General features: G+C 74.8%; 12 protein-coding genes. 3 read left to right on the top strand and 9 right to left on the bottom strand.

All coding sequences use genetic code 11. The features are described 5' to 3' along the window. Positions 1-68: 68 nt before the first annotated feature. The 8 genes from OG470_RS18245 to OG470_RS18210 are packed head-to-tail and all read right to left on the bottom strand — an operon-like array spanning position 69 to position 8,765. Positions 69-1,052 (bottom strand): DNA topoisomerase IB, encoded by a 984-nt coding sequence (locus tag OG470_RS18245; protein ID WP_328425873.1) that lies wholly within the window; start codon positions 1,050-1,052, stop codon positions 69-71. Continuing rightward, a complete protein-coding gene (locus OG470_RS18240; RefSeq protein ID WP_328425871.1) occupies positions 1,036-1,989 on the bottom strand; it encodes a glycosyltransferase family 9 protein in 954 nt (317 codons plus the stop codon). The genes OG470_RS18245 and OG470_RS18240 overlap by 17 nt, the downstream gene beginning before the upstream one ends. Beyond that, the gene (locus OG470_RS18235; protein ID WP_328425869.1) at positions 1,986-2,690 is read right to left on the bottom strand and encodes an SDR family oxidoreductase; all 705 of its coding nucleotides are present in this window, start codon (positions 2,688-2,690) and stop codon (positions 1,986-1,988) included. The genes OG470_RS18240 and OG470_RS18235 overlap by 4 nt, the downstream gene beginning before the upstream one ends. Beyond that, entirely contained in the window at positions 2,687-4,198 is a 1,512-nt protein-coding gene (locus tag OG470_RS18230; protein WP_328425867.1) for a PfkB family carbohydrate kinase, read from the bottom strand. The genes OG470_RS18235 and OG470_RS18230 overlap by 4 nt, the downstream gene beginning before the upstream one ends. Before the next feature lie 16 nt (positions 4,199-4,214). Continuing rightward, positions 4,215-4,916, bottom strand: coding sequence for a D-sedoheptulose-7-phosphate isomerase (locus OG470_RS18225; RefSeq protein ID WP_328426445.1), 702 nt, complete (start codon positions 4,914-4,916; stop codon positions 4,215-4,217). Continuing rightward, complete coding sequence (locus OG470_RS18220) at positions 4,913-6,130, bottom strand: glycosyltransferase (protein WP_328425865.1); 1,218 nt, start codon at positions 6,128-6,130, stop codon at positions 4,913-4,915. Before OG470_RS18220 ends, OG470_RS18225 begins: the two co-directional genes overlap by 4 nt. Next, on the bottom strand, positions 6,115-7,089 hold the full coding sequence (locus OG470_RS18215) for a glycosyltransferase family protein (RefSeq protein WP_328425863.1): 975 nt from the start codon (positions 7,087-7,089) through the stop codon (positions 6,115-6,117). The genes OG470_RS18220 and OG470_RS18215 overlap by 16 nt, the downstream gene beginning before the upstream one ends. Next, a complete protein-coding gene (locus tag OG470_RS18210) occupies positions 7,086-8,765 on the bottom strand; it encodes an HAD-IIIA family hydrolase (protein ID WP_442931163.1) in 1,680 nt (559 codons plus the stop codon). Before OG470_RS18210 ends, OG470_RS18215 begins: the two co-directional genes overlap by 4 nt. Before the next feature lie 166 nt (positions 8,766-8,931). On the opposite strand from OG470_RS18210, the gene OG470_RS18205 reads away from it, so the two are divergent. Both OG470_RS18205 and OG470_RS18200 read left to right on the top strand, forming a co-directional pair. Then, a complete protein-coding gene (locus OG470_RS18205) occupies positions 8,932-9,378 on the top strand; it encodes an SRPBCC family protein (RefSeq protein ID WP_442931162.1) in 447 nt (148 codons plus the stop codon). A 213-nt stretch (positions 9,379-9,591) separates the two neighbouring features. Then, on the top strand, positions 9,592-10,359 hold the full coding sequence (locus OG470_RS18200) for a polyprenol monophosphomannose synthase (RefSeq protein WP_328425859.1): 768 nt from the start codon (positions 9,592-9,594) through the stop codon (positions 10,357-10,359). A 56-nt stretch (positions 10,360-10,415) separates the two neighbouring features. On the opposite strand, the gene OG470_RS18195 is transcribed toward OG470_RS18200, so the two are convergent. After that, positions 10,416-12,023, bottom strand: a complete 1,608-nt coding sequence (locus tag OG470_RS18195) for a phytoene desaturase family protein (RefSeq protein WP_328425857.1) — start codon at positions 12,021-12,023, stop codon at positions 10,416-10,418. Positions 12,024-12,095: 72 nt separating this feature from the next. Here OG470_RS18195 and OG470_RS18190 point away from each other — a divergent pair, with 72 nt between their 5' ends. Further along, positions 12,096-13,529 carry an aldehyde dehydrogenase family protein gene (locus tag OG470_RS18190; RefSeq protein ID WP_328425855.1) on the top strand — a complete coding sequence of 478 codons (1,434 nt, stop codon included), beginning with the start codon at positions 12,096-12,098 and terminating at the stop codon, positions 13,527-13,529. The last annotated feature ends 32 nt before the right edge of the window (positions 13,530-13,561 follow it).

The following is a 13,561-nucleotide window of genomic DNA, read 5'->3' as shown; positions in this document are numbered from 1 at the left end:
GTCACCTCCGCTCGCCAAGCCGAGACCCCGGTCCCGTCGCTCTCCCCCAGGAACGTCGGCGGGGCCGGTCAGGCCTTCTCCAGCAGCTCCAACACGACCCGTTCGGCCTCCTCACGCGGCGCCCGTGGATCCACCGGCGCCACCATCCCGTCGTGGTAGAGGTCGACCACCCGAGGATCCACATAGGATGCACGCGCCACCGTGGGGGTGTTGCCCAACAACTCGGCCACCGCGCGCATCACCGCGACCACGGCCTTGCGCCGGGCGGTCATCGAGCGCGCCGGGCCGACGGTGGCCAGCTCGGTGGCGGCGAGCACGGTGGCGTGCCAGGTGCGGAAATCCTTGGCCGTCATCTCCCCGCCGCTGGCGTCGCGCAGGTAGCCGTTGACCTCGTCGCTGCGCACGTCGCGCCACTCCCGACCGTCCCAGTAGCCGAACAGCCGGTCCGCCTCCCGTCGGCGACGGCGCAGGTTGGTCAGCACCTGGCACAGCTCCGGATCCTCGATCCGGCGCACCTGCTCGATGCCGCCCTTCGCGGGGAACTCGAAGACCACACAGCCGCCTCGGGTCCGGGCATGCTCCGGGCGCAGGGTGGACACCCCGAACGTCGGCTCATCGCCGGCCGCGTACTGGTCGCTGCCGACCCGGAACATTCCCATGTCCAACAGCCGGGCCACGGTGGCCAGCACCCGGTCCCGACCCAACCCCCGGCCGTCCAGGTCGCGCCCCACGCGCTCGCGCAACACCGGCAGCCGCCGGGCCACCTCCAGCATGTGGTCGAACTTCGCCTCGTCCTGCTTCTCCCGCCACAGCGGGTGGTACACGTACTGCTTGCGCCCGGCCGCGTCGACGCCGGTCGCCTGGATGTGCCCGTTCGGGTACGGCGAGATCCAGACGCCCTGCCAGGCCGGCGGGATGACCAGCTCGCGCAGTCGGGCCAGGACGTCGGGGTCCTTGACCGGGGCGCCGGCCGGGTCGACGAAGAGCCACCCCTTGCCGCGCCGTCGACGGCCGTATCCGGGCCGACCCGGATCACTACGCCGCAACCGCACCGGAGACCCGCACCACCCGTTCCACCTCAGCCACGGCGGCCAACACCTCGTCGAGGGGTACGGCCGCCAAGGTCGGATGGCTTCCCACCCCGTCCCACCTGGGCCGGTCCCCCTCGCCGGCCCAGAGCACCCGGTGCCGGGGCCGGTCCGGCGGCGGTCCCCAGTGGGCCGGCGGCACCGGCCCGAAGAGCACCACCGAGGCCGTGCCGTAGCCGGTGGCCAGGTGGGCCACACCGGTGTCCCCACTGACCACCAGTCGGGCGTCGGCGACCAGCGCGGCCAGCGCGCCGAGGTCGGTCCGGCCGGCCAGCACGGCGGTGGGCGGCAGGCCGGCCGCGTCGGCCACCCGGGCGGCCAGCGGTCGCTCGTCGGCCGATCCGGTGAGCAGCACCCGGTGCCCCCGGTCGGTGAGCGCCCGGGCCAGCGCGGCGAACCGCTCGGCGGGCCAGCGCTTGGCGGGAATCTTGCTGCCAGGATGCAGCACGGTGGCGCCGGTGGGCAGTCCGGCCGGCGCGGGCCGGCGCAGCGCGAGATCCCCAGGGTCGGCTGGGATCCCGTACCAGGACAGCAGCCGGCACCACCGATCCACCTCGTGTTCGTCGGCGACCCACCGCGGGCCGGCGGCGAAACCGGCGTCCCGGTTGGCGAAGGCGAGCAGCCGCCCGGGTCGGGCGGCGGCGAGCAGCCGGTGTGACTGCGGGCCGCGCCCGTGCAGGTTCACCGCGACCTCCGGAGCCGGGCCGGGCCACGCCGGCCGATCCAGCCCGGCGGTGTCGACCAGGTGGTCGACACCGCCGACCAGGTCGACCAGCGGGGCCAGCCAGGCGGGCGCGGCGAGCGCCAACTCCCGATCGGGGTACGCGGCGCGCAGCGCCCGCAGTGCGGGCACCGCCGTGACGAGGTCGCCGACGCCGAGGGCGCGCAGGACGAGGATCACGGGTACGAGGTCTCCTGCTCGGCGCAGACCACCAGTTCGCGTACCGCGCAGCCGGAGGGCTGGCTGAGGGCGAACATGATGGCGGCGGCGGTGTCGGCGGGATCGTTGAGGATGGCGTCCGCCCCTGGCTTGTACTGCGGGTCGCGCTCGTCGAAGAACGCGGTCCGCATTCCGCCCGGGATGAGCAGGGTGACGCCGACCTGTCCGGCGAGTTCGGCGGCGAGTGCGCGGGTGAAGCCGACCACGCCGAACTTCGCCGCGCAGTACGCGGTGGCGTCACTGACCGCCTTCACGCCCAGCGTCGAGGCGACGGTGACGATGCGGCCCCGGGAGATCTGTAGGAACGGCAGGGCGGCCCGGATCACCGCGGCGGTGGCCAGCAGGTCCACGGCGATGATCCGGTCCCAGGTCTCCCCCGGCACGTCGGCGAGCCGGCCCGGCACGTCGATGCCGGCGGCGGTGACCACCGCGTCCACGCCACCGGCCTGCTCGGCGATGTGCCGGGTGGCCACCTCGGCGGCCCGGGTGTCGGCCAGGTCGCACTCGGTCCAGGACACCCCGTCGTCGGCCGGCGGCCGCCGGTCCAGCACGAGTGGCCGGCCACCGGAGGCGGCCACCGCGGCGACCACCGCTGCACCGAGCCCGCTGGAGCCGCCGGTGACCAGCACCGTGGGCCCGGCGCCGGGTGACGTGGCGGTCATCGCGTCCGCTCCCCGCCGGGCGTGGCCGACGACGGCGCGGAGAACCGGTCCTGCTCCGCCGGTTGGCCGACGGTGCAGCACGCGCCGGTGGCGTGCCCGGAGCGAGCGATCATGTCGGTGGTGGACCGGCCGTCCAGGTACGGCACCACCACCGTGTGACCGCCCCACCGGCGCAGGACCTCCGCCTCGGGCAGCGTCGCGGCGTCTCCACCGCCGGTGGCGTAGTCCCCGCCCTTGACCCAGATGTCCGGGCGCAGCCAGGACAGCGCCGCGTCCGGGGTCGACTCGTCGAAGATCATGACCGCGTCCACACAGCTCAGCGCGGCCAGCAACCGGCTGCGGTCGCCCTCGGACATCACCGGCCGCTCCGGCCCCTTCAACCCGGCCACGCTGGCGTCGGAGTTGACGCAGACGATCAGGCAGTCGCCGAGCTGCCGGGCTGCCTGCAGGGTGGCAACGTGCCCGGCGTGCAGCAGGTCGAAGCAGCCGCCGGTGGCCACCACCGTGCCGCCGGAGGCGCGCACGTCGGCGAGCAGCGTGGCGACCGCCGCGACACCCACCCGGTCACCACCCGAGCCGACCACGCCGGTGCTCACCGGGCCGCCTCTCGTTCCCGACTGCGGCAGTGCCGCGGCCACTCCCCCACCGGCCACGTACGCGGACGCCTCGGCGACCGCGGCCTGCACCGCCTCGGAGACCAGCGCGCCCTGAGCCAGCGCGAGACTGGCGGCGGCCGCGAACCGGTCGCCGGCCCCGCAGGTGTCCCCCTCGGCGCTGCCCGGGGTGGGCACCACCAGCGGCGTCGATCCGGCGTGACAGAGCAGCGCGCCGTCCCCGCCCAGGGTCACCGCGACCGCGCCGGCCCGCCAGCGCCGGCGCAGCCCCTGCGCGCCCCGGGAGGCGGTCGCCAACCGGGACGCCCCGGGCAGGGTGGGAACCAGCTCGCGTACCTCCGACTCGTTCGGTGTGGCCAGGTGCACGCCGGGCACCGCGGCCGGTCCGCGCGGGTGCGGGTCCCACACCACCGGCGCGCGGGTGGCGGCCAGTGCGGCGCGCAGCGCGGGCTGCCGCGCCACCCCCCGGCCGTAGTCGCTGACCAGCACCGCCGATGCCGCGCCGATCACCCGCAGCACCTCGTCGGAGGGCTGGCCCGGTTCGCCGGGCGCGACGCCGCGGTCGTGGCGCAGCAGCACCCGCCCTCGGGCCCGCAGCCGGATCTTCTCCGGCGTCGCGCCGGCCAGGGCCAGCGGATACACCTGCACCCCGGCGGCGGCGAGCAGCGAGCTCAGCCGGGCGCCGCCAGCGTCGTCGGCGAGCGCGGTCACCAGCACCACCTCGGCGCCCTGTGCGGCCGCGAAGACCGCCGCCAGGCCGGCGCCACCGGGCCGGTCGATGGCCGAGGTCTCGTCGAGCACCGGCACCGGGGAGTCCGGGCAGAGGCGGTTCACCACCCCTTCCACGTCCCGGTCGAGCAGGGTGTCCCCGATTACCACCACGGGTCCCCTCACGCTTGCCTCCTCATCCTCACGCGTCGACCTGCTGTCCGGTCCCGCTGTCGAGCACCACCTCGACCCCGGTACGCACCGGCCCGGATGGGAGCCGACCGGCCGGGGCGGGCTCGGCCGGCGGGGGCTGGGTGGACGCGGCCAGCGCGGCGGGCAGTTCCTGTTCGACGTACTCGCAGAGCAGGTGGCTGGTGACCAGGTGCAGTTCCTGGACGACCTGGGTGTCGGGGGACCCGACGGCGAGCACGTCGTCGCAGGCGTCGGCGAGGGGGTTGGGGGCGGGCCCGGTGAGCGCCCAGGTGACCAGGCCGGCGTCGCGGCCGGCATGGGCGGCGGTGAGGAGGTTGGCACTGGTGCCGCTGGTGCTGAGGAGCAGGAGGATGTCGCCGGGTCGGCCGTGGGCGCGGACCTGGCGGGCGTAGACGTCGGTGTAGCCGTAGTCGTTGGCGATGGCGGTGAGGGCGCTGGTTTCGGCGTGCAGGGCGATGGCGGAGAGCGGTTGGCGGTCGTGGTGGAGTTTGCCGACGAGTTCGGCGGTGAGGTGCTGGGCCTCGGCGGCGCTGCCGCCGTTGCCGGCGACCAGCAACCGCCCGCCGGCGGCCAGCCGGCGCGCCAACTGCGCACCCCAACGCGCGAGCTGTGGCTCGCACCCCCGATAGGGCGCCAGCGCTGCGGCGAGATTCGTCAGGTGGGTGTCGAGCAGGGTGCCCGCCGGCATCAGGCCACCACCCGGGTCGGCCGACGCACCGCGGCCACCTCGCCGTAGACCTCCGCCAGCCGCTCGGCGGTGACCGCCCACGAGTACCGCGACCGGACCCGCTCGCGGGCCGCGGTGGCGTACGCGAAACGCCGGATCCGGTCGTCCAGCAGCCGCTGGATCGCGGCGGCCAGGGCGCGCGGGTCCCGGGCCGGTACGAGAAGACCGGTCGTCCCGTCGACCACGGTGTCGCGGATCCCGCCCACGGCGGTGCCGACGACCGGCACCCCGCAGGCCATCGCCTCCAGTGGGGTCAACCCGAACGGCTCGTACCAGGGGGCGGCGACCAGCAGGTCCGCGGAGCGGTACCAGCGGCCCATCTCCTCCCGGGGCACCGCGCCGACCAGCCGTACCCGGTCGGCCACCCCGCACGACTCGGCCAACGCCCGCAACCGCCGGGCGTACGGGTCGGTCTCCAGCAGCCCCTCGGGTGGGCCACCGACCACCACGCACTCGGCGTTCGGGACCAGCTCCATCGCGCGGACCACCGTCTGGAAGCCCTTGCGCTCGACCAGCCGGCCCACGGTCAGGATCCGGGCCTGACCGGGCTCGCGGTCCGCCGCCGGCCCGAACGGCGAGAACGTGGTGAGGTTGACCCCGGAGGGAACGACGGTCATCCGAGAGCGGGGCACCCCCATCCGGACCAGCTCGCCGACCTCGTCGCGGCACTGCGCGACCACCCGGTCGACCGAGCGCCCCAACTCGCGCTCGTAGGACACCCGCCGGGCCGGGCTGGTGTCCTGCACGCCCTGGTAGCGGCGCTTCACGGTGCCCAGCGCGTGGTACGTCTGCACCACCGGCACCCCGGTCTGCCGACCGGCGGTCAGCGCGGCCAGGCCACTCATCCAGAAGTGCGCGTGGATAACCTCGGGCACCCAGTCCCCGCCCCGCCACCGCTCGATGAGCCAACGGCTGAACTCCCGCATGTGCGGCAACAGCGCGTCCTTGGCCACCGGCTCGGCCGGACCGGCCGGTACGTGCACCACGTCGTACCCGTCCGGGCTGCGGACGGTCACCGGCAGGTCGAGCGCGTCACGGCGGGTGTAGACCTTCACCTCGTGCCCGGCGGCGGCTAGTGCGGCGGACAGCTCCGCGACGTGCGTGTTCTGGCCGCCGGCGTCCTCCCCTCCGAGGATGGCGAGCGGGCTGGCGTGCTCCGAGATCATCGCGATCCGCATACTTCCTCCTCCAGCAGCCGGTCCCAGTCAGCGAGGAAACGGTCGAGGCCGTACCTGTCACGCGCGGCGGTCCGTGCCGCCGCGCCGGCTTGACGCGCTGCCGCCGGCTCGGCGATGAACCGGCGGGCGGCGTCGAGCAGGGTGTCCATCCGGGTGGCGAGAGCCCCCGCCTCCGGGGGCACGGCCGTCACGGCCTCGGTGGTGGCGAGGGCGACGACGGGCATGCCGATGGACATCGCCTCGATGAGGCTGAGTCCGAGGGAGGTCCAGCGGCACAGGTGCAGGTAGGCGCGGCGTCGGGCCAGTTCGGCGTGCATCTGGTCCTGGGGTACGTCGTCGTGGCTGACGACTCGGTCGGGGCTCAGACCGAGGTGGTCGGCGAGGCCGGTGACGCCCATGCCGTAGACGTCCAGCGGTGCGATCTGGGCGAACTGGGGCAGCAGGTCGGTGCCGGTGACGCGGCCTCGCCGGATGGGTTCGTTGATGACCACGGCGAGTCGGTCCAGCTCGCCGGTGTAGGACACGGTGGGTGCCACGATGCCGTGGTCGACCACGGTGGTGGGGGTGGTGCCGGTGTCCCAGAAGATCTGGTTGAAGCCGGTGACGTGGGCGATGAGCAGGTCGTCGCGGTCGGCCATCGGGTGCCGGGTGTTGGGGACGTCGCCCTTGGGGGTGTTGTGTTCGACGTAGATGGCGGGGACGTCCTGTCCGGGACGGCGGTGCAGCCACTTCTCGGCGAGGTCGACCTCCTCCGGGCGTTGCAGGATGACCAGGTCGACGTCGGTGCCGGGCAGGTCGTCGGGGCTGACCTCGATGGCGGTGTCGGGCCAGGGATAGGTGCGGGCCCGGCCGAGGCCGTAGGGGCCGCGGTCGGGTGTGGTGGGGATCAGGTAGCGGTGGCTGCCGTGCACGAACGACGTGGTCCAGGAGCCGTGCACGTGCCAGAGCAGGACGTTCATCGGCCGCCACCACCGCTGACGGCGAGCACCCGCAGCGCCTCGACCACCTCAGCCGGGTCGACGCCGCTCAGGCACGGGTGCCCGGGGATCGGGCAGCTGGCCGCCCGGGTGTCCCGGCAGGGCGCTCCGGCGTCGCCGAGCCGGACGGTGGGCACCCGGTACGGCCCCCACTGTCCGAACGGGACGGTCGGTGCGAAGAGACTCACCACCGGCACCCCGGCCGCGGCGGCCAGGTGCGCGGGCCCGGTGTTGCCGACCACCACCGCACCGGCGTCGGCGACGATCCCGGCCAGCCCGGCCAGGTCGGTACGGCCACCCAGGTCGGTGCCGCCGGCCGCCGCGACCTGGGCGGTGACCGCACGCTCGTCCGGGCCGCCGGTGACCAGCACCCGGTGCCCCGCGGCGGTCAGCGCCTCGGCGATCCGGGCCGCGAACGCGGGCGGGCAGGCCCGGCTCGACGCGGCCGAGCCGGGGTGCAGCACCACGTAGCCGGGGTCACCGAGGCCGGTCGGCCGGGGGACCACGGCGTCCGGCCGGAGCCGGAGCACGGGTTCGTCGTCGGGGGGCAGCCGGTGGCCGGCGGCGGCGGCGAGGGACAGGGCGCGTTCGGGTTCGGGAACGCCGACAGGCACCCGGTGGCGAATGTCCAGTAGCGAGCCCGGATAGTCGTCGCTGATCGCGGCGATCCGGCCGATGCCCGCCATCCGCAGCAGCAACGCCAGCGGCAGTGCGGACTGGTGGAACGAGGTGAACACCACCGCCTGGTCCGCGCCGACCCCCGCGAGACGCGCGGTCAGGCTCCGCATCGCCTCCGAGTCCACCGACTCCGGCGTCGGGTCGATCCACGGCAGCGGAAACTCGATGATCTCGTCAACTCCGGGCAGCAGGTCCGCCGCAGCGCGTCCCCGTGGCCCGCACAGCAGCACCACCCGCTCCGCGCCGGCCGCCACGGCGCGGATCGCCGGCCCGGTGACCAGCACGTCCCCGGCGGAGTCCGACCGCACCACCAGCGCCGTCCCCACCCGCCCGCCCACTCGATCGGGCACCGAGTGGACCGCCTGCTGGCGGCGCAGGATCTCCGCCACGGCCGACGGCAGATCGGAGGCCACCCAGCCGGCGGCGGCGATCTCCTCCGGTCGGGTCACCGGGGTGGGCACCAACACACCCGCCGCTCCTGCGGCAAGCGCCGCGGCAACGTCCCGGCCGATGTCGCCCACCATGACGCACCGCGACGCGGTCGTCCCCAACTCCCGGGCGGCGGCGTGCACCAGCCCGGGAGCCGGCTTACGGCAGTCACAGTCGTCGGCGTCGTCGTGCGGACAGATCAACCAGGCGTCGAAGCGACCCAGCAGCTCCTCGACCCGGGCGTGCACCGCGCGCATCTGCTCACCGGTGAAGTAGCCCCGGGCCAGGCCCGACTGGTTCGTCACCACGGCCAACCTCAACCCGGCTGCCCGCAACCGGTCCAACGCCGCCCGCGCGCCCGGCACCGGCCGCACCTTCTCCGGATCACCGTTGTACGGCACGTCCTCGATCAGAGTGCCGTCCCGATCCAGCAACACCGCGTCGTACAGGACGGGCCGAGGGCCCCCGAGCGGCCCGGAACCGGCCCGGTCAGCACCGGCGTAAACCCGGGCTGACCTGCGCTGATCCGGATCCTCCTGGTCCTGTCGCACAGCCGGCGGGTTCCCTGCGCCCCGAGGAGTAAACGTCACCGTCGAGGCGTCGGCAGGGTGGGGCCAGCGCCGCCGACGGCTGCCCCGACCCGGCCTTACCCGCCGCCCCGGAGAAGCTAACCCGGCGGCTCGTTAGCCTCCGCAGAGGTGCGGGTATGGGATCACGGTGGCGATTGTGGAGAAAGTGATCGAAGCTCCCGCGCAGCAGGTGTTCGAGGTGTTGGCCGACGGGTGGACGTACAGCGACTGGGTGGTCGGGACGGCACACGTGCGGGACGTGGACGAGGCCTGGCCCCGGGTGGGCAGCCAGCTGCACCACCGGGCGGGGCCGTGGCCGTTCTCGTTGCAGGACGCCTCGACCGTGCTGGCCTGCGAGCCACCGCACCGGCTCGTGCTGCGGGCCGGTCTCTGGCCGGCCGGCGAGGCGATCGTGACCTTCACCCTGGAACCCGTTGGCGAGGGCGCCACCCGGGTCCGCATCGGCGAGGACTTCGCCGCGGGCCCGCTGCGCTGGGTCCAAAACAAGCTCAACGACCTGGTGCTGCACCTGCGTAACCGCGAGACGCTCAGGCGACTGTCCGACATCGCGACCCGGCAGAAGGGGTCGCAGTGACGCCAGAGCGGCGCGAGCGCCGGCGTGGCGCTGGCCCTCACCGCAGTGGCCCGCCGCCGGCGCTGAACGGCAGCGCCCGCACCCTGCGACACAATGCCCGTACGCAGCGGAGCAACGCCGTCCGCAACGCCCGGAAGGGGAGCCTTTTGAACCTCGATGTGGCAACTGGCTACCCTCTCAGGTAGCCCTGTCCGCAAACCGAGGATGTCCGACATGATCGAGCCCGTGCAGCTCCCGTCACCGTGGCGGGATGCGCGCCTGACCGTCGTGGTGCCCACCTACAACGAGGCGGGCAACCTCCCGGCGTTGGTCGAGCGGCTGCTCGCGCTGCCGCTGCCGGGGCTACGCATCCTCGTCGCCGACGACAACTCCCCCGACGGCACCGGTGAGGTGGCCGACAAGTTGGCCATCGAGCACCCGGATCGGATCGAGGTGGTGCACCGGGCCGGCAAGGAGGGCCTGGGCCGGGCGTACGTTGACGGGATGGGGCGGGCGCTGGAGAGCGGCGCCGAGTACGTGGCGCAGATGGACGCCGACCTGTCCCACCCGCCGGAGGCGCTGCCGGGGATGCTGGGCGCGCTGCTCTCCACCCAGGCCGGCGTGGTGATCGGCTCCCGCTACGTGCCCGGTGGCGAGCTGGACGAGAACTGGCCGCTGTACCGCCGGGCCCTCAGCGGCTGGGCGAACCTCTACGTGCACACCCTGCTGCGGGTGCGGATCCGGGACCTGACCGCCGGCTTCAAGATCTGGCAGGCCGACGCGCTGCGGGACATCGGCCTGGAGCGGGTGCAGTCCAACGGCTACAGCTTCCAGGTGGAGATGCACTACCTGGCCACCAAGCTGGGCCACACCATCCTGGAGGTGCCGATCCGCTTCGAGGAGCGGCGCGACGGTGAGTCCAAGATGACCACCGCGACCAAGGTGGAGAGCGCGCTGATGCCGTTCCGCCTGCGCAGCAAGCACCGCAACATCACCCGTTGACCCGCGCATCCCGCCTGCGCGTCTGACGGAGGCGGGATGCCGGGTCGGGCGGGCGCTCAGTCCGGGTAGACGGCGCGGTGTGCGGCACCGATGGCGGCGGCGTAGGCGCGGCCGGTGAGCGCGCGGTCCCGGGCCAACGCGGCGCGGGCCGCGTTCGCGCCGGGCGCGCCGTGCACCCCGCCACCGGGATGCGCCGACGCGCTGGCCAGGAAGAGCCGGTCCACCGGGGTGTCCGCCCGGCCCAGGCCGGGGATCGGGCGCAGGAACAGCTGCTGGTACGCGGCGGCGGTGCCGCCGCCGAGCGTGCCGCCGACCAGGCTCGCGTTGCCCTTCTCCAGGTCGGCCGGCCCGGCCACGTGCCGGCCGACGATGAGCTGCCGGAAACCCGGGGCCGCCGCCTCCAGCACGTCCTCCATCCGCTGGACGTGCCCGGCGACGTCCTCGGCCCGCCAGTCCCGGCGGAACGGCAGGTGGGTGTACGACCAGAGCGACTCGGTGCCCGGTGGGGAGTGGCTCGGGTCGGCCACCGACATCTGCCCGAGCAGCAGGAACGGGTCGCGCGGCAGCTCACCGCGGGCCAGTTCACCGGCGTAGCGGGTCAGCCCGTTGAGGTCGGCGCCGAGGTGCACGGTGCCGGCGCCAGCCAGCTGCCGGTTCGTCCACGGCACCGGCGCGGAGAGCGCCCAGTCCACCTTCAGCGTCGAGCCGTCCCACCGGAAGTGCGCCAGGTCCTCCACCAGCCGCGACGGCAGCACCGCCGCGCCGACCAGGTCGAGGTAGAGCGCTGGCGCCGGCACGTCGGCGAGTACGGCCCGCCGGGCCCGCCACAGCGCGCCACCCGCGGTACGCACTCCCATCGCCCTGCCCCGGGCGGTGAGCACCCGGTCGACCCGGGCGCCGTAGAGGATCCGCCCGCCGCGCTCCTGTAGCCGGGCCACCAGCGTGTTGGTGATCTGCTGTGCGCCGCCGTCGGGCACCGGCCAGCCGACGTGCTGGCCGAGCATGGCCAGCAGCCACCCGTACACCCCGGAGCCGGCGTCCTCCGGGGACAGGTCGGTGTGCAGGGCGCAGCCGGCCAGCAGCGCCGGCCCGCCGGGGCCGTCGAAGAGTTCGTCGCCGAGCTTGCGGACCGGCACCACCAGCCGCCGGGCCAGCCGCAGCGCGCCCGCGATCCGCAGCTGGCGCAGCAGGCCGAGTCCACCCCGCACGGGCGGGAACGGCGTGGTGATGGTCTCCAGCATCGGCTCGGCCACCTGGAGCCAGTCGGTGTACGCGTTGAGCCAGCGCTTGCCGTCGCCGGGGGCGAACTGCTCCAGGGAGGCGGCGGTGACGTCCGCGTCCCGGTTGATCACCGCGGCCCGGCCGTCCGGCAGCAGGTGCGCAAGGACGTCCGGCGAGTGCCGCCAGGACAGCCCGTACCGGTCCAGGTCGAGCCCGCGCAGCACCGGCGAGGCGTACCCGAGGGGGTAGAACGAGCTGTAGAGGTCGCTGAGGTAGCCGGGCGCGGTCACCTCGGCGGAGCGGACCGCGCCACCGGGCACCGCGGTCGCCTCGAGCACCACCACGTCCCACCCGGCGTCCGCCAGCAGGTTGGCCGCTACCAGGCCGTTGTGGCCGGCCCCGACGACGACGGCGTCCGCGCTCTCCGCGCCGGTGGTGGTCATCCGATCCGCCTACCCGACGCGCAACCGGGCGAAACGCGTTTGTCCCGTCGAGGCCGGGGCATCCAGCGCCGCATGTACACGGTTACGCAGCTGGTGGGCGGGGTGTGGGGCGCGGGTGGCGCGGGCGGCGAACTGGTCGTCCATGATCCGGCGGATGGTTCGCCGGTCAGCAAGGCGCCGGTGGCCAGGGCCGACGAGGTCGGCAAGGCGGTGGGGGCGGCGCGCGACGCGGCCGCGGAGTGGGCGGCGACCGCGCCGGCCGCACGGGCGGCGGCGCTGCACCGGGCCGCCGACGCGGTGGCGGCGGTCACCGAGGAGCTGGCGGCGGCGGTCACCGCGGAGATGGGCAAGCCGCTGGCGGATGCCCGTGGCGGCGTCGAGGCGGGCGTCAGCACCCTGCGACAGTACGCGGAGCTGGCCCCACTGCGGGGCGGGCGGACGCTGCACGGCGAATCGGACGCGCTGGACTTCATGACCCCGCAGCCGCGCGGGGTGGTAGCCGCGATCACCCCCTGGAACGACCCGGTGGCGGTCTCCTGCGGGCTGCTCGGCGCGGCCCTGGTCACCGGCAACGTGGTGCTCTTCAAGCCCAGCGAGCGCACCCCGGCGACGGGCTGGCTGCTGGCCCGCGCGCTGGACCAGGCGCTGCCGGCCGGGGTGCTGTCGCTGCTCACCGGCGGGCCGGAGGTCGGTGCGGAGCTGGCCGGCCAGGAGGTGGACGTGGTCGCGCACGTCGGCTCCACCGCGACCGGGCGGGCGATCGCCGCCGCCACGGCCCGCACCGGCGCGAAGGTGCTGCTGGAGAACGGCGGCAGTGATCCGCTGGTCGTCGACGCGGCTGTCGACGCCGACTGGGCGGCCGGACAGGCCGCGCTGGGCGCGTTCGCCAACGCGGGGCAGATCTGCGTCGCCGTCGAGCGGATCTACGTGCATCGGGAGGTGGCCGACGACTTCGTGGCGGCGCTGGTGCGGCGGGCCGACGCGCTGCGGGTCGGGCCGGGCCGGGACCCGGGCACCGAGCTGGGCCCGCTGGTCGACCGGCGGCACCGCGACCACGTGCACGGGCAGGTGACGGCGGCGGTGGCGGCCGGCGCGCGCGTGTGTGCCGGCGGGGAGCTGCCGGACGGGCCAGGGTCGTTCTACCCGGCAACCGTGGTCACCGACTGCCGGCACGACATGCCGCTGGTACGGGAGGAGACGTTCGGGCCGGTCGCCCCGGTGGTGGTGGTCGACTCGTTCGACGAGGCGCTGCGCTGCGCGGCGGATTCCCCGTACGGGCTGGCCGCCACGGTGTTGACCGCGTCGATGAGCCACGCGCAGCGGGCCTGGCGGGAGCTACCGGTGGGCACCGTGAAGATCAATTCAGTCTTCGGCGGCGCACCGGGCGGCGCCGCGCACCCGCGCCGGGCCAGCGGGCAGGGCTTCGGGTACGGCCCGGAGCTGCTGGACGAGTTCACCGCCACGAAGGCGGTGCACATCGAGGCCCCCGGCGGCGGGCACTGGTAGCGGAACGGGCGGGCGCGGGGATGCCGCGTCCG

Origin of the sequence: Micromonospora sp. NBC_00389 (assembly GCF_036059255.1) — a bacterium.
GTDB lineage: Bacteria > Actinomycetota > Actinomycetes > Mycobacteriales > Micromonosporaceae > Micromonospora.
This window is presented reverse-complemented; position numbering and strand designations above follow the sequence as displayed.

What these genes read in the sequence shown, in the direction of transcription:
- OG470_RS18235 (WP_328425869.1), bottom strand. Translation starts at nt 2,690, where the DNA reads ATGACCGCCACGTCACCCGGCGCCGGGCCCACGGTGCTGGTCACCGGC.
- OG470_RS18220 (WP_328425865.1), bottom strand. Translation starts at nt 6,130, where the DNA reads ATGCGGATCGCGATGATCTCGGAGCACGCCAGCCCGCTCGCCATCCTC.
- OG470_RS18215 (WP_328425863.1), bottom strand. Translation starts at nt 7,089, where the DNA reads ATGAACGTCCTGCTCTGGCACGTGCACGGCTCCTGGACCACGTCGTTC.
- OG470_RS18200 (WP_328425859.1), top strand. Translation starts at nt 9,592, where the DNA reads ATGATCGAGCCCGTGCAGCTCCCGTCACCGTGGCGGGATGCGCGCCTG.
- OG470_RS18195 (WP_328425857.1), bottom strand. Translation starts at nt 12,023, where the DNA reads ATGACCACCACCGGCGCGGAGAGCGCGGACGCCGTCGTCGTCGGGGCC.
- OG470_RS18190 (WP_328425855.1), top strand. Translation starts at nt 12,096, where the DNA reads ATGTACACGGTTACGCAGCTGGTGGGCGGGGTGTGGGGCGCGGGTGGC.